This window comes from Pseudomonas sp. W3I7 (assembly GCF_030816095.1).
Taxonomy (GTDB): domain Bacteria; phylum Pseudomonadota; class Gammaproteobacteria; order Pseudomonadales; family Pseudomonadaceae; genus Aquipseudomonas; species Aquipseudomonas salomonii.
This window is the reverse complement of record NZ_JAUSXP010000001.1, coordinates 384,276-406,165: the sequence shown is the minus strand read 5'-3', so window position 1 is coordinate 406,165 and position 21,890 is coordinate 384,276. Positions and strand designations below refer to the sequence as shown.

The window sequence follows — 21,890 nt, the reverse complement described above, 5'->3', positions numbered from 1 at the left end:
CCGTTCCTTATTCCTGGTCTTTGTTGAGCTTGTCGAAGTGCGCGTGGCCCACTTCCGGGCTGTGGTGCTTGCCATCCGCCGCACGGCTCTGCTCGGCGCCTTTCCACAGACGCTCCAGGTCGTAGAACTGACGGGCGTTGCTGGTCATCATGTGAACGATCACGTCGTCCATGTCCAGCAATACCCAGTCGCTGTCGCCCTTGCCTTCTTCACCCAGTGGCTTGACGCCCTGGGCTTTGACGGCTTCGCGAACCTTGTCGAGCATCGCGCCGATCTGGCGGTTGGAGGTACCGGTGGCAATGATCATGTAGTCGGTGATGCTTTGCTTGTCGCGCACGTCCAGCACCTGGATGTCCTGGGCTTTAACGTCTTCCAGGGCCGCCACGGCGACTTTTACCAGTTCTTCGCCAGCCAGCTCAGGGCCGGTGTGCGCTTCTACTGGCAGCGGGGCGCTTTTGAAAGTGCCTTTGCGCTTAACTTTGCTTACGTCTTTGTTCGTCATATAAAACTCGTTTTGCTCGTATGTTCGGGCGCTCGCTGCACGAATGTTCGTGCGATCAAGCGCGCCTTTTCAGTTCGACGCACGGTAAAGCCCGTGCGCATCGATGTAGGCCAGGACCGCGTCAGGCACCAGGAAACGTACCGACTTCCCGCTGGCCAGCAGTTGACGGATCTGGGTGGCGGACACCGCAAGCGGGGTCTGCCAGACGAATGCAATATTCCCGTTCGGCCCGGTCAGGGCCAAGGGGTCACTTACCGATCGCGCGGCCAGCAGGTTGCGCAAGGCATCCGGCGATTCGCTGTCGGCATCCGGGCGTTGCAAAACCAGGATGTGGCAATGCTGGAGGAGTTCCTCCCAGCGATGCCAAGAGGGCAGGCCGCAAAATGCGTCCCAGCCCAAAAGCAGAAACAACTGGTCATCTGCGGCCAACTCGGCGCGCATCAGTTCCAGGGTGTCGACAGTGTAGGACGGTTTATCGCGTTTGAGTTCGCGGTCGTCCACCACCAGCGGCGGTATGCCGTCTACAGCCAGGCGCACCATCTCCAGGCGTTGCTGCGCAGACACCTGCGGCATATCGCGATGAGGCGGGCGCGCATTGGGCATCACGCGCAACTCATCCAGCGCGAGGGCATCCGCGACTTCCAGGGCACTGCGCAAATGGCCGATGTGCACGGGGTCGAAGGTGCCGCCGAGCAGCCCGATGCGTTTACCCATCAAGTGCGCACATGACCGTCGCCGAACACCACGTACTTCTCGCTGGTCAGGCCTTCCAGGCCAACAGGGCCGCGTGCGTGGAGCTTGTCGGTGGAAATGCCGATCTCCGCCCCCAGGCCATACTCGAAGCCGTCGGCAAAACGCGTCGAGGCGTTGATCATCACCGAGGCGGAATCCACTTCGGTGAGGAAACGCCGGGCATCGCTGAAATGCTCGGAAACAATAGCGTCGGTGTGCTTGGAGCCGTATTGGTTGATGTGTTCGATGGCCTGGTCCAGGTCGTCGACGATGCGGATCGACAGGATCGGCGCCGTGTACTCGGTGTACCAGTCGTCTTCAGTCGCTTCGAGCACGTCCGCGCCCAGCAATGCACGGGTGCGTTCGCAGCCGCGCAGTTCCACGCCCTTGTCACGGTAAATGGCAGCCAGCGGCGGTAGCACGCGCTCGGCAATGCCGACGTGCACCAGCAGGGTTTCCATGGTGTTGCACGGCGCGTAGCGGTGGGTCTTGGCGTTGTCGGCGATGCGGATCGCCTTGTCGATATCGGCCGCGATATCGATGTACACATGGCACACGCCGTCCAGGTGCTTGATAACTGGCACCTTGGCATCACGGCTGACGCGCTCGATCAGGCTCTTGCCACCACGCGGCACGATCACGTCGACGAATTCCGGCATGGTGATCAACGCGCCTACGGCAGCGCGGTCGGTGGTTTCCACCACCTGCACCACTTCAGCCGGCAGCTCGGCCACGGCCAGGCCCTGCTGAATGCACACAGCAATGGCGCGATTGGAGTGAATGGCCTCGGAACCGCCACGCAGGATGGTGGCGTTGCCTGACTTGAGGCACAGGCTCGCGGCGTCGATGGTCACGTTCGGGCGCGACTCATAGATGATACCGATCACGCCCAGCGGCACGCGCATCTTGCCGACCTGAATGCCGGAAGGCAGGTAGCGCATATCGCGGATTTCACCGATGGGGTCAGGCAGCTTGGCCACCTGACGCAGACCTTCGATCATGTCGTCGATACGTGCCGGGGTCAGCGCCAGGCGGTCCAGCAGGGCCGGCTCCAGGCCATTGGCGCGGCCGTTGGCCAGGTCCAGTTCGTTGGCGGCGGCCAACTCGGAGCGCGAAGCATCCAGAGCATCGGCGGCAGCCAGCAAGGCACGGTTCTTCTGCGCAGTGCTCGCACGGGCGATCAACCGCGAGGCCTGCCGGGCAGCGCGACCCAGGCGGGTCATGTAGTCAAGAACGGACTCAGTCATGGTCAGGGAGTCTTGGCAAAGAGGAAAGCGGCAGATTATAGCTGTGACGCCGCTCGACTGACAGCGGTGAGGGGCGGATGGTCGAAATGAACTGTAAAAACTTGGGGTTCAGCGGTAATTAAGGTGGGAGTTGTTATGATTCGGTCACATTTAGCCGTATTAACCCGTGCCGCCATGTCCAGTTTTGCCCCCCAGCTCCCCGCCAGCGCCCTGCCCGACAGCTTCTTCGACCGTGACGCGCAACTACTTGCGCGCGAATTGCTCGGCAAAGTCATCCGCCACCGCGTCGGTGAAACCTGGCTTTCGGCGCGAATTATCGAAACCGAAGCCTATTACGTGGCCGAAAAAGGCAGCCATGCCTCACTCGGCTACACAGAAAAGCGTAAGGCTTTGTTTCTGGATGGTGGGCACATCTACATGTACTACGCCCGTGGCGGCGATTCGCTGAACTTCAGCGCCCACGGCCCCGGCAATGCGGTACTGATCAAATCGGCTTACCCGTGGGTCGATGAGCTGTCCGGCCCGGCGAGCCTGGCGCAGATGCTGCTCAACAACCCGGACGCCAATGGCCACCCACGCCCCTCGCAAAAGCTCTGCGCCGGCCAAACGCTGCTGTGCAAAGCACTGGGCCTGAAGGTGCCGATGTGGGACGCCAAGCGCTTCGACCAGGAACTGCTGTTTGTTGAAGACGTGGGCCAAACCCCGACGCAGATCATCCAGACCACCCGCCTGGGCATCCCCAGCGGGCGTGATGAGCACCTGATGTACCGCTTTGTGGACGCGGGTTATGCGCCTTATTGCACGCGGAACCCGCTGCGCCGGGGCCAGGTCGAAGGCCGTGATTATTTTTTGATTTGACTGCGAACATCAAAACCGGCAGCGCAGCAGATCGAATGTGGGAGCGGGCTTGCTCGCGAATGCGGTGTATCAGTAAAGGAAGCCGTAGCTGACACACCGCATTCGCGAGCAAGCCCGCTCCCACAGTTGATCTCCACTGACTCAGGTTATGTCTTGCATAAATGGAGTGAAGTTTTATGGGCCAATGGCTCGATAGCATTACCGGCTGGCTCACACTGAACCCCGAATGGCTGGCGGTGGCGGTATTTATCGTCGCGTGCGTTGAGTGCCTGGCCATCGCCGGTCTGATCGTGCCAGGCACGGTATTGCTGTTTGCCATTGCGGCCCTGGCCGGCAGCGGTGCGCTGTCGTTGAGTGAAACCTTGCTGCTGGGCTTTCTCGGCGGTTTGCTGGGCGACGGGGTTTCCTACTACCTGGGCCGACACTTCCATCAGAACATCCGCCGCCTGCCCGGTTTACGCCACCATCCGGAATGGATGAACGGCGCCGAAACCTACTTCCATAAATACGGCATCGCCAGCCTGCTGGTCGGGCGGTTCATCGGCCCGTTGCGCCCTATGTTGCCGATGGTGGCAGGCATGTGCGACATGCCGTTCCCACGCTTTGCCGCCGTGAGCATCGTGGCCGCCGCCGGCTGGTCGGTGGCCTACCTGCTGCCGGGCTGGGCCACCGGCGCGGCCTTCCGCCTGCCGCTGCCGGAAGGTTTCTGGCTGGAAGCCGGGATTGTCGCCGGGTGTATCGCGGTGTTGCTGGGGCTGAGCTTGAACAGCAGCCTGCGCGGCCATCGTCGTGCCACCTTGTGGGTCGGTTGCGCCAGCCTGACGTTGTTGATCGCCCTGTTTATCGGCTATCCCCACCTCAATCACTTCGACCAGGGCCTCAGTGCGCTGGTGCAGGAGCACCGCAGCCCATGGCTGGACGAGGTGATGGTGCGGATGACCCAATTGGGTGAGTTCCGGAAGATGTTTATCGCCAGCGCGATTTTCACCGGCCTGCTGCTGGTGGCGCGGCAATGGCGGCATGCCGTGTTCGTCGGCGCCACGTTGGCGGGGGCGGCGGTGATCAACACCGGCACCAAGCTGTTCTTCGCCCGTGGCCGCCCGGAAATCCTCACAGAGCCACTGACCAGTTTCAGCATGCCCAGCGGCCACGCCTCCGGCGCCTTTGCATTCTTTCTCGCGCTGGCAGTGCTGGCCGGGCGCGGGCAACCCACGCGCCTGCGCCTGACCTGGATGCTGCTGGGCTGTATTCCCGCCGCCTTCATTGCCTTGTCGCGGGTGTACCTGGGCGCGCATTGGCCCACGGACATCCTGGCCGGCACCTTGCTGGCGATGACGGTGTGCGCCTTCAGCCTGGGCGCCAGCCAGTACCGCAGCCCACTGCCGGCGATGCCGCAAAAGGTCTGGTGGTGGATGTTGCCGGTGGTGGTCGCGGTGCTCGGTTTTATCGCCTTCACCGGCACCCCCCACGCGTTGCTGCGCTACGCCTACTGAGTGAAGAGTTCGCCCTGCAACTCGTCGAGCAACATCTGGATCGCATCCAGGCGTTGCTGCGGGTCATCGAGTTGCAGCAGGTCGATCTTGTCGGCCTCGGTGAACGGCAGCAGATACGCCAGCTGATTGCCCAAGGCTTGCTGGCCATCGGCATGGGCGTCCATGTCCAGCGAGGCCACCATTGGGTGCTCGGCCAGGGCCTGGAGCAGCGCCAGCAGGTCAGCGTCCTCTTCTTCCAAAGGCTGGTCGGGCTGTTCTTCGAGCCATTGCACCTCGGCTACCAGTAACTGGTCCTTCTGCACGCCGGCGTCGCGTACACGGAAGCGGCGACCACCTTCGACACGAATCCCCAGCAGGCCGTTGTCCTGCTGCTTGAAATCGCGGATCAGCGCTTCACAGCCGATCAGCGCGTAGCCGTCCGGTGCCATGCCGACTTCCTTGCCGTCGAGGATGCACACCACACCAAAACTTTCGCCCTTTTTCATGCAGCGGCTGATCATGTCCAGGTAGCGCGCCTCGAACAGTTGCAAGTCGAGGGTGCAGCCAGGGAACAGCACGGTATTGAGCGGGAACAGCGCCAGACTCATAAAGGTTTCCTTAAACCTGGTTTAAACGATCACCGACACGGCCAACGGCAGGAAAACCGCCGTGCCCACGCCCATCAGACTCATGGCCAGCGCCGCAAAGGCGCCGCACTCTTCACTTTCCTGCAAGGCCACCGAGGTGCCGACGGCGTGGGCGGTCATGCCCAACGCCATGCCGCGCGCCTCGGGGCTGTGCACACCGAGGCGCGACAGGTACGCCGGGCCGATCATCGCGCCGATCACCCCGGTGATCAGCACAAACACCGCCGCCAGCGCGGCCACGCCACCGATCTGCTCGGCCACCAGCATGGCAATCGGCGAGGTCACCGACTTCGGCGCCATGGTCATCAGCATCATATGTTCAGCGCCGAACCACCAGCCCAGCAGTACGCACAAGCCGGTAGCCACCACGCCGCCTATCACCAGCGTAGTAAAAATCGGCCAGAACAATTGACGAATCCGTCGCAGGTTCAAGAACAGCGGCACCGCCAGGGCCACCGTCGCCGGGCCGAGCAGGATGCCCATGATCTCGGTGCTCTTGCGGTATTCGACGTAGGTCAGGCCGCAGCTGAGCAACACGCCGATCACCAGCAGCATCGACACCAGCACCGGTTGCAGGAAAATCCAGCGGGCTTTCTCGAATGCCGCCAGCACCAGTTGATAGGCGCCAAGCGTGATGCCGATGCCGAACAAGGGGTGATGAATGACCGCCGACCACGCGCCCTGCCAGTCGACGCTCATTGGTCCTTCTCCTTTCGCTTGACCATCTGCTGCATCAGCACGCCGACAAGGCCCATGGCGATCACCAGCGACAAAACAAGCGCGCCGATGATGGCCCAGAAATCGGCGGCAATGTCCTTGGCGTAGACCATCACACCCACCGCCGGCGGCACCAGCAGCAACGGCAAATAACGTAACAGGCTGCTGGCGGCCAGGCTCAGGGGCTCGCCGACTTCACCGCGCCAGATCAAAAAACCGAGCATCAGCAGCAAACCGATAATCGGCCCCGGCAGCACCGGCAACAGCAAATGGTTGATCGCGGTGCCGATCAATTGAAACAACACCAGCCAGGTCAGGCCCCGTAACAGCATCGCTCTCTCCCCTCTAAAGCTGGGACGCATTATAAGCACGCCCACCGTATGCTTCGGCATTCGCCAAAAGCATGGTGGGTTGACCGGGTGGGTTGCCCATGATGATCTACATTGGTTCTCTGCAACCCATAAAAACAGAATCGATGAACCAAGGAGAGTCGCAATGCCCTATGTACCTGTAGCGCAGCTCAAAGATTATGTCGGCAAGGAACTGGGACGTTCCGATTGGCTCACCATCGACCAGGCGCGTATCAACCTGTTCGCCGAAGCCACTGGCGATCATCAGTTCATCCACGTCGACCCGGTCAAGGCCGCCAAGACCCCGTTTGGCAGCACCATCGCCCACGGCTTCCTGTCGCTGTCGTTGATGCCCAAGCTGATGGAAGACATCCTGATCATGCCCGAAGGCCTGAAGATGGCCGTCAACTATGGCCTGGACAGCGTGCGTTTTATCCAGCCAGTGAAGGTCGATTCCAGGGTCCGCCTGAACGTCACCCTCACCGACGTGACCGAGAAAAAACCTGGCCAATGGCTATTTAAGGCCACCGCCACCCTGGAAATCGAAGGCCAGGAAAAACCTGCTTACATTGCCGAGTCGTTGTCACTCTGCTTCGTGTAAGGCCGTGCCTGTGGCGAGGCAATAAACCTTGCCACAGTGTATGTAAATTTATGTATGAAACTCGCAGCTGCGGCATACTCGGCGCTTAATTATCCGGATCCCGCTATGCGCCCACTCGCTCCCCTTGCCCTTGCCCTGTTGCTCACCGCTTGCGGAGACGGCGAATCGCTGTTGCCGCCCGATGCGCGCCTGCCCGACGGCGGCCGTTACCGGGGTGATGTGGTCAACGGTTTGCTGCAAGGCCAGGGCCGCGTGGACTACCCCAACGGCAGTTGGTACGCCGGCCAGTTCGACAAAGGCCAGTGGCATGGCCAGGGCGAATGGCATGGCAGCAACGGCGAGGTCTACAAAGGCCAGTTCCAGCAAGGCCTGTTCGACGGCCAGGGCAGCCTGACCACGGCGGGCAGCAGCTACGTCGGCGGGTTCAAGAACGGGCGACGCAACGGCGAAGGCACCCTCAAAGAGGGGCAGATGACCTATCGCGGCGAATTCAAAAACGATCAATATTCCGGCCTTGGCCGCCTGGAGTTGGCCGACGGCAGCCAGTACCAGGGCCAGTTCGTGCACGGCAAACCCAATGGCGAAGGCCAGCGCAACGACGACAGCGGCAACCAGTTCAGTGGCCGCTTTGTCGACGGCCAGCTTGAGGGCAATGGCACCTTCAACAGTGCCGACGGCGATATCTATGTCGGCCAGTTCAAACAGAACCAGCTCAACGGCAAGGGCCGTTATGAAAACGCCGACGGCGACGTGTGGATCGGCCAGTTCAAGGAGGGCGCGCTCAGCGGCAAAGGCGAGCTGATTGGCGTGGACGGCAGCCACTACGTGGGCCAGTTCAGCGAATGGCGCTTCAGCGGCGAAGGCCGTCTGAACCTCACCGACGGCAGTTTCTATGTCGGCGGTTTCGACAGCGACAGCTATCAAGGCAAGGGCACCCTGGTGCTCACCGACGGCACCGTGCAGGCCGGCACCTGGGTCAACGGCATGCGCGTGCGCGACGCCGACGGCAAGTTGCTGCCCGACCCACTGGAGGTCGGCGTACTGGCCCAAGGCCGCTTGCTCGATGCTGCCCTCGCCGCCGTGCCACCTTCCACGCCTGCCGTCGAGCTGTACACCCTGGTGCTGGCCGGCGATGGCAAACAAAGCGTGTTCCTGCGCGAAGCCGATTACGTCAGCAACATGCTCGCTACGCGCTTCGGCGCGCGCGGGCAGATCCGCCTGGTCAACCATCGCGACCACATCGCCGACCGCCCGTTGGCCACCCGCGAAAGCCTGCGCCGCGCCGTGCAAACCCTGGCCGAGCGCACCGGGCCGCAAGACCTGGTGTTTATCTACATGACCAGTCACGGCACCCACGAACACGAATTGGTGCTCGACCAGCCGCGCATGGAACTGGCCGACCTGCCCGCCGATGAGCTGGCCGCCGTGCTTGCGCCGCTCAAGGAGCGTGACAAGATCATCGTGATTTCCGCCTGTTATTCCGGTGGGTTTATCCCGGCCTTAAAAGACGAACACACCCTGATCATGACCGCCTCGCGCGCGGATCGCGTGTCCTTCGGTTGTTCCGAGGAAGCGGACTTCACCTACTTCGGCGACGCCCTGTTCGCCCAGGCCTTCAACCAGACCGACGATTTGCAACAAGCCTTCAAACTGGCGCAGTTGCATGTGGCCGAGCGTGAACAGGCGGACAACTTCGAAGCCTCTGAACCGCAGATCTGGGCGCCCAAAGGCGTGATCGCACACTGGCAATTGTTACGTAAACAGCAGGCACGAAAGGCGCTCGAAAGCGTCTCAATGAATAGCAAGGAAGCCAAAGGCAACTAAGCTGTAACGTGTAACAAGGGGGAAACACCATGTACCTGACACCTCAGCATATCCTGCTCGCCGGCGCCTCCGGCCTGACCGGCGAACACCTGCTCGACCGTCTGCTCAACGAGCCCACGGTGACTCGCGTACTGGCACCTAGCCGCAAGCCACTGGCCGAACACCCGCACCTGGAAAACCCGGTGGGCGACCCGGCGGTGTTCCTGCCGCAACTGAGCGGCCAGGTCGATATCGCCTTCTGCTGCCTGGGCACCACGATTAAAAAAGCCGGCTCAGAAGAAGCCTTCCGCGCAGTCGACCTGGACATGGTAGTGGCCTTCGCCAAGCGCGCACGGGAAATGGGCGCGCGGCACTTGATCGTAATCAGCGCAATTGGCGCCGACCCGAAATCCTCGATTTTCTACAACCGCGTCAAAGGCGAAATGGAACAGGCGCTCAAGGCCCAGGACTGGCCGCAACTGACCATCGTGCGGCCTTCGTTGCTGTTGGGGGAACGCCTGGAGTCACGTCTGGCCGAGAAAATCGCCGGGCCGTTGTCGCGGTTGATTCCGGGCAAATACCACGGCATCGAAGTCTGCGAACTGGCCCGCGCCATGTGGCGCCTGGCGCTGGAAGAGCAGGATGGCGTGCGGGTGGTGGAGTCGGATGAGTTGCGCAAGCTCGGCAAGTAATTTTGCGGCGCCTGTGCCCACGCCATCGCAGGCAAGCCAGCTCCCACCTTTGGAATGCATTCCCCTGTGGGAGCCGGGCTTGCCCGCGATAGGGCCGGCGCATTCAATACAACACTAAAGCCCGCCAGTTGCGTTGAACCCCACCCCCAACACCGTCAATACCGACAACGGCAACAACAAGGTATCGAGCAACGCGCTGGCCGGCAGGTCCACATGCGGATAGCTCGGTGCCTCAGCGCCAAACCGGTCCTTGGCGCAACAGCCGCCATTGATCGCATACAAATCCAGCCGCGTGCCGGCATACACCACTGGCGCCCCAGGTTGCGCAGCGTCCAGTGTGCGCGCCGTGGCGCAGCCCGTCAGGTGCAGCGCCAACACCACCAGCAGCGCCTTATTCATCGCTGCTCAAATGGTGCTCGCCCCAACGTGGCAGCATGTCCTGGGGAATGTTCAGCAGGTTGAGAATCCGCGCCACCACAAAGTCCACCAGGTCATCGATGGTTTGCGGCTGGTGATAAAACCCTGGCGAGGCCGGCAAGATGGTCACGCCCATGTTCGACAACTTGAGCATGTGCTCCAGGTGAATGCTCGAATACGGCGCCTCGCGGGGCACCAGGATCAACTGGCGGCGCTCCTTCAAGGTCACGTCCGCCGCCCGCTCGATCAGGTTATTGCAGGCGCCCGTGGCAATCGCCGACAAGGTGCCGGTGGAGCATGGCACCACCACCATCGCCGCCGGCGCACCCGAACCGGACGCTACCGGTGACATCCAGTCCTCTTTACCGTAAACCTTGATCTGCCCGGCCGCCGCGCCGGTGTATTCGGTGAGGAAGGCTTGCATCATCTGCACCTTGGCCGGCAGCTGCACATCCGTCTCGGTGGCCAATACGAGTTGCGCGGCCTTGGAGATCAGGAAGTGCACCTCGCGGTCTTCACGTACCAGACAGTCCAACAGGCGCAGGCCGTAAGGCGCACCGGATGCGCCCGTCATCGCCAGGGTAATGCGTTCCGGGCCGCTCATTTGAGCGCCTCGGCCAATTTACCGTGCAGGCCACCAAAGCCGCCGTTGCTCATGACCACCACGTGGGTGCCGGGCTTGGCTTGATGTTTGACGTGCTCAATGATGCCCTCGATGGAGTCGCACACGATAGAAGGCACGGTGCACAGCGCCGCAATCGCCGGCAGGTCCCAACCGAGGTTGGTCGGGGCGTACCAGACCACCTGGTCGGCGTCGTTGACGCTTTCCGGCAAACCATCACGGTGCGCGCCGAGCTTCATGGAGTTGGAGCGCGGCTCGATAATGGCAATGATGTTGGCCGCACCGACACGCTTGCGCAGGCCATCCAGCGTGGTCGCGATGGCGGTTGGATGGTGGGCAAAGTCGTCGTAGATGGTAATCCCGTTCACATCAGCGACTTTTTCCATGCGGCGTTTCACGCTCTTGAACGCGCTCAATGCCGCGATGCCCATGGCAGGCACCACGCCCACATGACGAGCGGCTGCCAGGGTAACCAAAGCGTTGGCGACATTGTGCTGGCCAGTCATGCCCCAGTCGACAATGCCTTGGGCCTCACCTTCAAACAGCACTTCAAAACGCGAGCCGTCTTCACTGAGCAAGTTGACCTGCCATTGCCCACCCGCGCCGGTGGTTTGCACCGGCGTCCAGCAGCCCATGTCGATCACGCGCTGCAAGGCGGGCTCGGTGGTTGGATGAATCACCAGGCCTTCGCTTGGGATGGTGCGCACCAAATGGTGGAACTGGCGCTCAATGGCGGCCAGATCCGGGAAAATGTCCGCGTGATCGAACTCGAGGTTGTTCAGGATCGCTGTGCGCGGGCGGTAGTGGACAAATTTGGAGCGCTTGTCGAAGAAGGCGCTGTCGTACTCATCGGCCTCAATCACAAAAAACGGCGTATCGCCCAGGCGCGCCGACACCGAGAAGTTTTGCGGCACCCCACCAATCAAAAAGCCCGGGCTCATGCCCGCGTGTTCCAAGACCCAGGCCAGCATGCTGCTGGTGGTGGTCTTGCCATGGGTGCCCGCCACCGCCAGTACCCAACGGCCTTGCAGCACATGGTCGGCCAGCCACTGCGGGCCGGAGACATACGGCAAACCTTTGTTGAGTACATATTCGACCGCCGGATTGCCACGGGACATGGCGTTACCGATGACAACCAGGTCCGGGACCGGGTCGAATTGTGCGGGGTCGTAGCCTTGGGTCAACTCAATACCCTGGGCCTGCAGCTGGGTGCTCATGGGTGGGTAGACATTAGCGTCGGAGCCGGTGACGTGATGGCCCAGCTCTTTGGCCAAAACCGCCATCGAACCCATGAATGTGCCGCAGATACCCAGAATATGAATGTGCATAGTTGACCTCGTAAACATCGAGGCAGGTTAGCGCAGGGAGTAGGAAATCGCACCTTTTAAACGGTTGCAGCGTGAGCGAAATGCGCCAGGCACTTCGCTCGGTGGTGCGATGTTCACGCGGTGGCAGAGGCCTCGGATTCGCGCTGGCTGGCTTTAACCGCAGCGAGCAGGCGCAGGTTTTCATAAGACTCGATCATGCGCTCAAGCTTCTTTTCAATCAGGTCAAGACGCCCTTTTGCGTCGGCTGGAATTTGTTCTCTGGGTTTATAAGGTTTAAAAACAATGCTGTTTTGCCGGGCGGCTTTTTTAAACTGTTGCTCAGTAAGGCCCAGTAACTTTTCAAGATTACTCAAGCGTCCGCTGTCATCGGTTGGCCAACGTTCATCCTTGGTATAGACGCGGTCTTTCTCGCCCACCAGAAGCATGACGGTTGAGGCCATGCCCAACAATTTCATCTCGACATCATCCAGGCGCGCACCGAGTGTGTCCGTCGGGGCGGGGGGCGAGTCGACGGGTTCGACAGGCACATCTGGCTTGGGAGAGGGGGTGGCGCTCGGCAAAAACGGCGGCGGCAATACACCGGGAGCGTAGGAGGACTTGATCTTCTCACCGGCGGCAACGGAGCCTGCGTAGGCGCCGACATTGATCGGCGCACTGACAAGCCCGGTGATACCGGCGCTGATCGCCGCATCACGAGCCACCCGCAGGGCGTTTGGTCCAGTCGAAATCACACCGGACTTGACCAGGCTGTCCGCATCGATCACGCGCTTGGCCGCCTCGGCAACATTGATGGGCGCCTGTTTGCGTAGATTGGCCATCATCAGCTCGTCATGGGCCTTGATTTTATTGGTGTGAATAACAGCCTTGCTCACGTCCTTGAAGCCGCCACCCGAGGGCTTGGGTGCAGGCCCGGGTTTGATCGGTGGAGCAGGCTTTGGATCCGGCTTGGGCCTAGGCGGCACAGGCGGGCGCGGCGATGGTGGCAATGGCAGTGACGATGGTGGCGATGGTGGCCTCGGCCCGCCTCTGCCGCCCCACCACTTAAAGCTGAGGTTTTTGCTTTTGACCTGCCACTTGTCCGGCGCCAAAGGCTCGTCGGCGGGGTCGCCCTTATACGACTCGGACTGCGCAGCAGGCTTGCCGTCGTATACAGGTCGCAGAGGAATGAAAGGAGGCATCGAAGGGGTAATGTTCATAGTGTTAACCCGCGTGATTGTTATTGTATGAAAACACTCTAAGCTGTTGCCCTAGTTAAGTGGGCAACCGCTTCATCGAGGTTCCAGCCAATTATCCACACAGGCTGTACGACATGGGCACTTTAACGCTGAAGGCGGCAGTAAGCCTACAAGCGTAAAGTGCCAATACCGACGACTGCTCGCCTTCAAATAGAACCTAAGAACGGCTCAAGACTTTACAAAAAACTCTGTCACGCATGCACCTCAAGGCTTAATTTTCCCTGCCAACTCTTTACTCAGCGCAGTGATAACAGCCAGCCTTGCCTCAATGGCTTTCGCACGACCTTCAACACTCGTGTCATCGTTACGAGTCGGCGTGAACGAGGACTCAACATCATACTGTTTAGCCAAATCCCGATACTCTTTCTCCATGTCAATAACGAGACTCTCAAGAGAAATCATACGCTCATCGTTAGACTTTAAACTCCACTCAGAAGGAACAACCAATTTTTGTACGCCATGCAATTGATTTAGCGCATTGTGAGCACTAAATACATCTTCTTGAACCCTGTCGACAATGCGAGCATCACGAATGGCTGCGGCTGTCACATCTGCCGGGTTTTTCCTATACGCACTTTTAACTTCTTCGATAATAGCGGCAGTCCCCCCTGCCGTGAACCCCGCAACGGCCGCACCCGCCACCGCCAGGGCAGTTTTTTTGGCGTACCTTTTATATCTTGCTTTGTTTTTCTTGACCGGCTCAAGTTCAGCGTCTGGGTGTTTGTGAGCCTCTTGTAACTCTGTATTTGCTTTTTTTAGCTCCGCACTAGAAAACTCTGGAACCGGCCGTCCGTTGATATGCGCGCCCGGGACATGCAGGGTGGATTTAAAGACGGGAGGTTTTACTTGATCAACGTCCTCCTTTCCAATCTTACTCGATGCATCGTTTTTAGGTTTATAGTCAGCTTGCTCCTGCTTAACTTCCTGTTCATACTTACTGCTACCGGAAGTCCCAGGCCCCTGACCATGGGTTCGAGGAAGCTTATGCTCGTCAGGCGCCTTACCGCCGCCTGGACGTTTACCACCGCCCCCAACAGAGGGGGGGCTTTTTTTGAGAAGTTTACCAAGCCCGCGCTTACTCCGGTTAAAACGGTCGCCCTCAGTAGCAACCATTTCATATTCGGCTGCCTTATCAGCACCGCCCGAGCTTGATGCAGCAAGTTGATTAACGCTCGCAGGTGCTACAGCGGCAGCGTTTACTTCAGCTGTCTTGGCCGGCACATCGACAGGCTGCTCTGACAGGGTATGCGGGAAAGCGGGCAATGCAGAATTTACAAGATTCATGAACTCACCTAACAATTAGTTGACATTAAGAAGTCATCCATTCCTCTTGTCATATAGGTGGCAAATCCACCTGAAAAAGTTCCACCCCGCTTAAGGTTTAACCGCCTGAACAACACCATACTGCACCATCTGTACTCCGGCCGGTGTTTTCGTAACTATATTGTAAGCGTACCAGGCGCCATGTAAAAAAATCGCCGTCACAGGTCCCATTTTTGCTGGGTTGCCAAACTGCTTATAGTAAAAATTACTGACGACATCTCGATGCTTATAAACTTTATTTTCATCAAAACTTCTAATACCCGCGCCCAGCAGCTTGCGCCCCGACGAATGCACTTTTCTGCTGCCGCGTCCCAGTACGTTGAGTCCTTTTTTAAAATTCTTTGATCCATCAAAAAAATCACCGTAGCCAAACGATGCACCCAGCCCCTTGAACACGCCCTTGGCGATGGATTTCAACACGCCGTGGCCAGCTTTCAACCCTCTCATTACGCCTTTACCACCTGGCAGAAGAAAACCAAAAGCATCAAACCCAAACTCTAGAACAGCCCCGGCGACATTCCCGTTAATGGCCGCAACCACCCCATCATAGAAAGGAACAAGGCTCAGAAAAAACCCCGTCAGTTTCTTGTTCTTCGCGATTTCCTTCTCCCGCTCGGTCACGCCATTGGCCGCACTCTTGAGGTCGTCAAGGTCAGAGGTAAAGTGAGTACTTACCGTTTTTCCCAGTGCTTGGCTTCTCGCGGAAAAATAACTACCGTGCAACCCGTCAGCCGAATCAGAAGGCACCTTCGCTGACGCACGGTCCTTGTCTGGCGGCGCTATCAATTCGACTAAAACAAGCGACGTCGAGCCTTTTTCCCTGGCCGGTTCCCCATGATATGGCCGGTCGTCAAAACCCAGTTCGTCACCTGGATCATTGTGCGATGGCTTCCAGGGTTCCTGGGGCTTGTTCAGGACCGGTTGGGTCAACCCAGGCTCACTGATGATTTTGCTTTCACCGGGAAAATAGCTGTAATAACGTATCTGCCCATTACCCAGGTTGGCCCTTATCAGTAAACCATGATGCCCCGTCAGAGCCTTCGTCTCTTTCGGGCTCGGCTTCCCGGCAGGGTAATAAACCCGCTGGCCGGTCACCCTGACATGACTATCAACCTTGTAAGGCTCCCGCACGGCCAAAAAGCTGATATTGGCGTTATTAAAAACTTCTCGATCCGCCACCGGCATTAAAGACAGGTGATACCTGAACAAGGTATTAAAGGCCAACTCATGCCTCGCCCTAAACTTCGCAAACTCGTCCTCAAACGTTTTATTAATGTCCGCCAGCTGTGAAAATTTATGTCGCATGGTGTCGTACGGCACTGCTTTTTCGTCGGTTGACTTCCAGACTTTCTGGCCCAAGTGCCCCGACATATAGAGGTCCAGCAGCGAATATTTTTTAATGTCCGGCCACACTTCGCGACTGTCTACGATGACCTTCTTTTTGAAATCTATATCCTTACCAAACACCCTCTCCAATTCCGTCAGCGCCAACGCTTCGCGGGTGGTTGGCTTACTTTTCAACACCCCAGACGCCCATTCAAGCTCTTTTTGCTGTTTAAGCATCGCCGTCACTGACAGGTTGTAATCTATGGCCGAGAACTCGCCTTTCGGCTCAGCGCCGATCACTTCATTTGCCCGCCCCCAATCCATCATTGGATGGCGCCGTACTTCTTTAAGTTGCTTTTCAGTCTGCGTTGAAATCGGTGTTGTTTGCCCGAAGAGTATGACTTGACTGTACGTCATATTGGCCACGCTCCCCGGCACTTGCTTTTCAATACGCCAGGCGTCGATGGCGTAGGTCACCCAGGTATGTGAGCCAAAGACGAGGCTCGGCGGCAGGTCTTTAGCCAGCAACTCGGGCGCAGAGACCGATAACAACAACCGCGCCACGATTGGCGCCTGTTCTGCCCCCACTTTTCCTTCGAGATGCTGAATGAAACGACCCACAATTTGCGCAGGTGAAGCCCCGACATTCTCTTGGCTGTAAAGGTTGTAACCCGCCAGATTGGAACGTGACGCCCCCCCGGCCGGGTCCATTTCGAGTGCAAGTGCCGCACTCAGGTACTCTATGGCACTCGTGGGTGTTTCTACTCCGTTGACCGCCACCTGGATTTTTTTTGCCCAACTCCCTGGCCTCGGGCGACCGAGTGACTGCATCCAGCGCCGCTGCGGGATTATCGCGAATAGCCTTTCTGGTGTTCTCGGGAAGATAACCTAGCAAGCGTCCTAACAAGCTATCCGACCCTACTCCGGACTGCCCCCCTGATGGACCGACGGGATTCTGCGCTTTCCATTGCACTACAGTTTGTTGCAGCTGGTCGCGGCTTGCATTGTCCAGTGTCGTGGGCTCCGACCCTCGGGTCAGAGGTTGCGCGCCACCTTGTTCTGCCTTCGGCGCACGGACGGCGAAGTCGAAGTCCAGCGCATTGGCCAGGTTGCGCGCCTGCTCAACGTTCTCCGGCACATTCATCTGGTAGTCTTCAATCAGTTGCTCGGCGCTGACCTCAGTAATCGATGGATCACCGTCGTTGAAATACGCGGAACGAGGGTCGATAGGAACCATCACCTTGCTGAGGTCGACCGTTCCACTGGCGTCATCCACCTGATTGTTCAGTGCTGTGATGAGTGCCTGCGTATTAGCCTCGTCTCCCAGCGCCTCCTGGTGCTCAGCCATTGCCTTCCTGGATCTCAGCGACGCGTGAGGAAGGGGCGGGAATTGAACCTTGGTATTTTTTTGAAGCTCGTCGCGGTGCTCGATCGCCTGCGCCGGAGTCAAGTCAGTCGGCTTCCCGTAGAACTTGCCTACAACATCCCACGCTACCTCGCCTTCTGGCCAAGGCACCGTCAGGGTTTGACCGGGCTCTGTAGCCAATGCCTTGGCGATCGCCAGCAGTGTTCGCGAAACATCAGCCCATCCGGACACATCCGAGAGGGAAAAGGTGTGACGCTCACCGCCCACATCGCAGGTCAATTCACCGCGATCAGGGTCCAGCTTCAAGTGCTTTGTATCAACCTGATGTTTGTTCGCCCATGATAAAAACCGCGAGCTGGTCAGAGCACTATCCAGCAATGCACGCCACTGCCCTAAGGTGGATTGCGCAGGAACTTGCACGTTCGGTGGGCTGATTGATGTTTCAAAGGAGCGAGTCGCCAGCGCCTTTGCGTAGGCTTTCGCTAACTCAGCATCGGCGGCTGCGGCGGTATCCACACTCTGTGGCCCTTGCGCACTGCGCTTATCGCGGGCCCCATCGTTATGCGCCTTACTCGCATCGGCAGGCGTCGACTCGCAGGCGATGCCTGGAATGTCTTTTTCGGCAGCCGCAGCAGGTGCATTGTCCACTGGGCCTGCGGAGGGAAAGAAACCGTAAGGTGTAGGAAAACTTGAAACATTCGTCATTTAACTCTCCTCAACGCGACGTCGCTATCCGCAGTTCCTACGTTGAGTGGTTATGCAACTTACGAAGATCCAAGGCGCGGCCAAAAAAATATTATCGCTGTATTACGGACGACTGCCATCGCCCGCCTCGACCTCTCGTACGGTGACTGAAGAGTCGAAACGTCAGACCTCAGTCACCTCGCAGTGATGCCAAGTGAAACAGAGGTCAACGAAGGGGAATACCGTGCTTGCGCAATTTGCGATACAGGGTATTGCGACTGATCCCAAGGTGTTCGGCTGCGTGGGTCATATGCCATCGCTGCTGCTCCAGCGCCTCAAGCAGGGTCAAGCGCTCGGCATGTTCCAGAGGCAGGTCAGGCTTCTCATTGAGTGCATGGGGCGGGAGTGGACGAATGTGCGCCGGCAGATCCTCAAGCCCAATCAGGCCACTCTCGGTCAACGCAACCAATGTGCGCAACACAGTGCGCATCTGCCGCACATTCCCCGGCCAGGCAAACGCTAATAGTCGTTCACGCGCGTCGAGATCAAGCAGGACGTTCTGCGTACCCGCTTCGTCTTTCAGTAAAAAGTCCAGCAACTGCGATTTGTCACTTCGATCACGCAGCGCCGGCAATGAAACTTCCAGACCGTTGAGCCGGTAATACAAATCTTCGCGGAAGCTGCCGTCCTGCACACGCGCCAGCAAATCTCTGTGAGTAGCACTGATGATGCGCACATCTATCGGCTGAGGCTCGCCGCCGATGGGCACCACCAGACGATCCTCCAGGACTCTCAACAAGCGAGTCTGCAAGGCCAAGGGCATGTCACCGATTTCATCGAGAAACAAAGTGCCGCCATCGGACTGCTGTAACTTGCCCTGCATCCCCTCTTTACGCGCGCCGGTAAAGCTGCCGCCGCGATAGCCGAACAGCTCGCTCTCGATCAGGCTTTCCGGGATAGCGGCGCAGTTGAGGGCAACGAAGGCCTTATCGGCACGCAGGCTGGCCTGATGCACGGCCTTGGCGAATGCTTCCTTGCCAGAGCCGGTCTCGCCGTTGATCAACAGCGGTACGTCGCGCTCAAATACTCGCAGGGCCTTGCGAAAATCATTCTGCAACGCGGCATCGCCCAGGCAAATACCCGAAAGGCGTGGCGCCTCAGGCTTGGCTATCGGCGCAGGCGCGTTGCGTGCCTGGCCACGCAACGCGGCGAACAAATGCCGACCATCGCGGGTACGCAACGGCCAACTGGCAGTAGCATTGGCGCTGGCGCGGCCAAGCAACTGGTCCAGCGAGCACTCGAAAAACGCCTCTACCGGTTGCCCCAGCAAACCGCCGCGCGCCTGCCCCAGCAGGTTCAGCGCACTCTGGTTGACCGCGCAGATTCGCCCTTCACCGTCGAACGCCAGCAACCCTTCGCTGAACAACCCCACGGACTCCGCCTGCAGGTGAAAGCGCAGCAGCCAGTGCTGTTCAAAATGACGCAGGAAGTAACAACTTTCGATCATCTTGGCCGACAAGTTCACCAGCGCCATGGTGTGGAACTGGCTTTGACGCGACACGGCCTCACGCGCCGATGACACGTCCAGCACGGCCAACAGTTCGCCATGGGGGTCGAACACCGGGCTTGCCGAGCAGGTCAGGCCGGTGTGGCGGCCGCGAAAATGCTCATCGCGGTGAATGGTCAGGGACTGGCGCTCCACCAGGCAGGTGCCGATACCGTTGGTACCTTCGCACGCCTCACTCCAATCGGCGCCCAGCCACAGGCCGGCGCGCTCGAACACCTTGCGCTCGGCCGGCGCAGTCACGCAGTTGAGGATCACCCCGCGGGCATCGGTGAGCAGCACGGCATGGCCAGCGCCGGAGAGTTGTTGATGCAGGCTGTTCATCTCGCTGCCGGCGATGTGCAGCACCTGCTGCAAGCGCTCGCGGCTTTCCAGCAGGCGCCCGTGTTCAAGCACGGTGGGAGCCATGGTCAGCGCGGGGTCGAGGTGGTAGTCCTCCAGGCAGCGCAGCCAGGAGCGGGCGATGGACGGGTCGCTGCCGGGGCCGTGGCCGAGATCCTGCCCGCGGGTGACGGTGAGGACTTGCTGGGCATGGCGACTGAAATGATCGTTGTGCATGTTCTTATTATTCTCCCTGCGTGAGAACGGCCAGCATCCCCCAGCCATCCGGGCATTGCAATCCCGGGCCGACCCACTGGTCACAGGCTGTACCGCTTATGGCACAAACTGTCACCCCATCTGTACCGCAAGTGTCACAGCAACGCTTTGCAACAAAGCCCAAACCCTTGATTTACCTGGCGTGCAAGGCGGTGGCCCGACCTTTGCTCTACGCTTTATCACGCGCAACACCGCTGTACTCCAATAAACATAAAAGCAGGAGATACCCACCATGCGTTATGCACATCCCGGCACCGAAGGCTCGATCGTTTCCTTCAAGGCCAAGTACGGCAACTTCATCGGCGGCGAATTCGTTGCGCCGGTGGACGGCAACTATTTCACCAACACCTCGCCGGTCAACGGCAAGCCCATCGCCGAATTCCCGCGCTCCACCGCCAAAGACATCGACAAGGCCCTGGACGCCGCCCACGCCGCCGCTGACGCCTGGGGCAAGACCTCGGCCCAGGACCGCTCGCTGGTGCTGCTGAAAATCGCCGACCGCATCGAACAGAACCTCGAACTGCTGGCCATCACCGAGACCTGGGATAACGGCAAGGCCGTGCGGGAAACCCTCAATGCCGACATCCCGCTGGCCGCCGACCACTTCCGCTACTTCGCCGGTTGCATCCGCGCCCAGGAAGGCACCAGCGCCGAGATCAACGAACTCACCGCCTCCTACCACTTCCACGAACCGCTGGGCGTGGTCGGCCAGATCATCCCGTGGAACTTCCCGCTGCTGATGGCCGCGTGGAAACTCGCACCGGCCCTGGCCGCCGGTAACTGCGTGGTGCTTAAACCCGCCGAGCAAACCCCGTTGGGCATCAACGTGCTGATGGAGCTGATCGGCGACCTGCTGCCGCCTGGCGTGCTGAACGTGGTGCACGGCTTCGGTAAAGAAGCGGGCGAAGCCCTGGCCACCAGCAAGCGTATCGCTAAGATCGCCTTTACCGGCTCCACCCCGGTGGGCTCGCACATCATGCACGCGGCGGCCGAAAACATTATTCCGTCGACCGTTGAACTGGGCGGCAAGTCGCCGAACATCTTCTTTGCCGACATCATGAAGGCCGAACCTTCGTTTATCGAAAAAGCCGCTGAAGGCCTGGTCCTGGCGTTCTTCAACCAGGGCGAGGTGTGCACCTGCCCGTCCCGCGCACTGGTGGAAGAGTCGATCTACGACGACTTCATGAAAGTGGTGATGAAGAAGATCGAGCAGATCAAACGCGGCGACCCGCTGGACACCGACACCATGGTCGGCGCCCAGGCGTCCGAGCAGCAGTTCGACAAGATCCTGTCCTACCTGGAAATCGCCAAGGGCGAAGGCGCGCAACTGCTCACCGGTGGCAAGGTCGAGCAACTGACCGGCGACATGGCCGGTGGTTATTACATCCAGCCGACGCTGCTCAAGGGCACCAATGAGATGCGCGTGTTCCAGGAAGAAATCTTCGGCCCGGTGGTGAGCATCACCACCTTCAAGGACGAAGCCGAAGCCCTGGCGATTGCCAACGACACCGAGTTCGGCCTCGGCGCCGGCGTATGGACCCGCGACATCAACCGCGCCTACCGCATGGGCCGCGCGATCAAGGCGGGCCGTGTGTGGACCAACTGCTACCACCTGTACCCGGCGCATGCCGCGTTTGGTGGCTACAAGAAGTCCGGCGTGGGCCGTGAGACCCACAAGATGATGTTGGACCATTACCAGCAGACCAAGAACCTGCTGGTGAGTTACGACATTAATCCACTTGGCTTCTTCTAACTTCGCCTCCTAGCAGGCGACCCGCTCTCAACTTGAAATAAGATCAAGTGTGGG

20 protein-coding genes are annotated in these 21,890 nt (G+C 59.4%); 6 read left to right on the top strand and 14 right to left on the bottom strand.

The annotated features are described in order from the left end of the window. Positions 1-7: 7 nt before the first annotated feature. The 3 genes from rsfS to QF043_RS01990 all read right to left on the bottom strand — a co-directional run bounded on the left by rsfS (position 8) and on the right by QF043_RS01990 (position 2,481). Positions 8-502, bottom strand: coding sequence for a ribosome silencing factor (rsfS, locus tag QF043_RS02000; protein WP_010206793.1), 495 nt, complete (start codon positions 500-502; stop codon positions 8-10). 69 nt (positions 503-571) lie between these two features. Then, positions 572-1,216 (bottom strand): nicotinate-nucleotide adenylyltransferase, encoded by a 645-nt coding sequence (nadD, locus tag QF043_RS01995; protein ID WP_056861963.1) that lies wholly within the window; start codon positions 1,214-1,216, stop codon positions 572-574. Then, entirely contained in the window at positions 1,216-2,481 is a 1,266-nt protein-coding gene (locus tag QF043_RS01990; RefSeq protein WP_307417337.1) for a glutamate-5-semialdehyde dehydrogenase, read from the bottom strand. The genes nadD and QF043_RS01990 overlap by 1 nt, the downstream gene beginning before the upstream one ends. Positions 2,482-2,655: 174 nt before the next feature. Between QF043_RS01990 and QF043_RS01985 the strand changes: the two genes are divergently transcribed. Then, positions 2,656-3,339: a DNA-3-methyladenine glycosylase gene (locus tag QF043_RS01985; protein ID WP_307417336.1), complete on the top strand. Its 684-nt coding sequence runs from the start codon at positions 2,656-2,658 to the stop codon at positions 3,337-3,339. A gap of 176 nt (positions 3,340-3,515) precedes the next feature. Beyond that, a complete protein-coding gene (locus QF043_RS01980) occupies positions 3,516-4,832 on the top strand; it encodes a bifunctional DedA family/phosphatase PAP2 family protein (protein WP_307417335.1) in 1,317 nt (438 codons plus the stop codon). On the opposite strand, the gene QF043_RS01975 is transcribed toward QF043_RS01980, so the two are convergent. Genes QF043_RS01975 through QF043_RS01965 form a run of 3 tightly spaced genes read right to left on the bottom strand, consistent with a single transcriptional unit; the run spans position 4,826 to position 6,507 of the window. Beyond that, complete coding sequence (locus tag QF043_RS01975; protein WP_307417334.1) at positions 4,826-5,419, bottom strand: LON peptidase substrate-binding domain-containing protein; 594 nt, start codon at positions 5,417-5,419, stop codon at positions 4,826-4,828. The genes QF043_RS01980 and QF043_RS01975 overlap by 7 nt on opposite strands. 21 nt (positions 5,420-5,440) lie before the next feature. Continuing rightward, positions 5,441-6,157, bottom strand: coding sequence for an LrgB family protein (locus QF043_RS01970; protein WP_307417332.1), 717 nt, complete (start codon positions 6,155-6,157; stop codon positions 5,441-5,443). After that, entirely contained in the window at positions 6,154-6,507 is a 354-nt protein-coding gene (locus tag QF043_RS01965; protein ID WP_307417331.1) for a CidA/LrgA family protein, read from the bottom strand. Before QF043_RS01965 ends, QF043_RS01970 begins: the two co-directional genes overlap by 4 nt. A 163-nt stretch (positions 6,508-6,670) precedes the next feature. Between QF043_RS01965 and QF043_RS01960 the strand changes: the two genes are divergently transcribed. The 3 genes from QF043_RS01960 (at position 6,671) to QF043_RS01950 (ending at position 9,621) form a co-directional block, all read left to right on the top strand. Further along, positions 6,671-7,126: a MaoC family dehydratase gene (locus tag QF043_RS01960; protein ID WP_307417329.1), complete on the top strand. Its 456-nt coding sequence runs from the start codon at positions 6,671-6,673 to the stop codon at positions 7,124-7,126. Between the two features lie 105 nt (positions 7,127-7,231). Next, positions 7,232-8,950, top strand: coding sequence for a C13 family peptidase (locus QF043_RS01955; RefSeq protein ID WP_307417328.1), 1,719 nt, complete (start codon positions 7,232-7,234; stop codon positions 8,948-8,950). A gap of 29 nt (positions 8,951-8,979) precedes the next feature. Continuing rightward, positions 8,980-9,621, top strand: a complete 642-nt coding sequence (locus QF043_RS01950) for an oxidoreductase (protein ID WP_017136040.1) — start codon at positions 8,980-8,982, stop codon at positions 9,619-9,621. 114 nt (positions 9,622-9,735) lie between these two features. On the opposite strand, the gene QF043_RS01945 is transcribed toward QF043_RS01950, so the two are convergent. The 8 genes from QF043_RS01945 to QF043_RS01910 all read right to left on the bottom strand — a co-directional run bounded on the left by QF043_RS01945 (position 9,736) and on the right by QF043_RS01910 (position 20,044). Next, complete coding sequence (locus tag QF043_RS01945) at positions 9,736-10,020, bottom strand: YceK/YidQ family lipoprotein (protein WP_307417327.1); 285 nt, start codon at positions 10,018-10,020, stop codon at positions 9,736-9,738. After that, a complete protein-coding gene (gene ubiX / locus QF043_RS01940) occupies positions 10,013-10,642 on the bottom strand; it encodes a flavin prenyltransferase UbiX (RefSeq protein WP_017136038.1) in 630 nt (209 codons plus the stop codon). The genes QF043_RS01945 and ubiX overlap by 8 nt, the downstream gene beginning before the upstream one ends. Further along, positions 10,639-11,988, bottom strand: a complete 1,350-nt coding sequence (gene mpl, locus QF043_RS01935; protein ID WP_307417325.1) for a UDP-N-acetylmuramate:L-alanyl-gamma-D-glutamyl-meso-diaminopimelate ligase — start codon at positions 11,986-11,988, stop codon at positions 10,639-10,641. The genes ubiX and mpl overlap by 4 nt, the downstream gene beginning before the upstream one ends. A gap of 113 nt (positions 11,989-12,101) precedes the next feature. After that, complete coding sequence (locus QF043_RS01930; protein WP_307417324.1) at positions 12,102-13,184, bottom strand: hypothetical protein; 1,083 nt, start codon at positions 13,182-13,184, stop codon at positions 12,102-12,104. A 243-nt stretch (positions 13,185-13,427) separates the two neighbouring features. Continuing rightward, positions 13,428-14,507: a hypothetical protein gene (locus QF043_RS01925; RefSeq protein ID WP_307417323.1), complete on the bottom strand. Its 1,080-nt coding sequence runs from the start codon at positions 14,505-14,507 to the stop codon at positions 13,428-13,430. Positions 14,508-14,597: 90 nt separating this feature from the next. Next, positions 14,598-16,436 (bottom strand): hypothetical protein, encoded by a 1,839-nt coding sequence (locus tag QF043_RS01920; RefSeq protein WP_307417321.1) that lies wholly within the window; start codon positions 16,434-16,436, stop codon positions 14,598-14,600. Continuing rightward, positions 16,390-17,943 (bottom strand): hypothetical protein, encoded by a 1,554-nt coding sequence (locus tag QF043_RS01915; protein WP_307417319.1) that lies wholly within the window; start codon positions 17,941-17,943, stop codon positions 16,390-16,392. Before QF043_RS01915 ends, QF043_RS01920 begins: the two co-directional genes overlap by 47 nt. Before the next feature lie 205 nt (positions 17,944-18,148). Next, positions 18,149-20,044: a sigma-54-dependent Fis family transcriptional regulator gene (locus tag QF043_RS01910; RefSeq protein WP_307417318.1), complete on the bottom strand. Its 1,896-nt coding sequence runs from the start codon at positions 20,042-20,044 to the stop codon at positions 18,149-18,151. Between the two features lie 271 nt (positions 20,045-20,315). Between QF043_RS01910 and QF043_RS01905 the strand changes: the two genes are divergently transcribed. Next, the gene (locus tag QF043_RS01905; protein ID WP_056861948.1) at positions 20,316-21,836 is read left to right on the top strand and encodes an aldehyde dehydrogenase family protein; all 1,521 of its coding nucleotides are present in this window, start codon (positions 20,316-20,318) and stop codon (positions 21,834-21,836) included. The last annotated feature ends 54 nt before the right edge of the window (positions 21,837-21,890 follow it).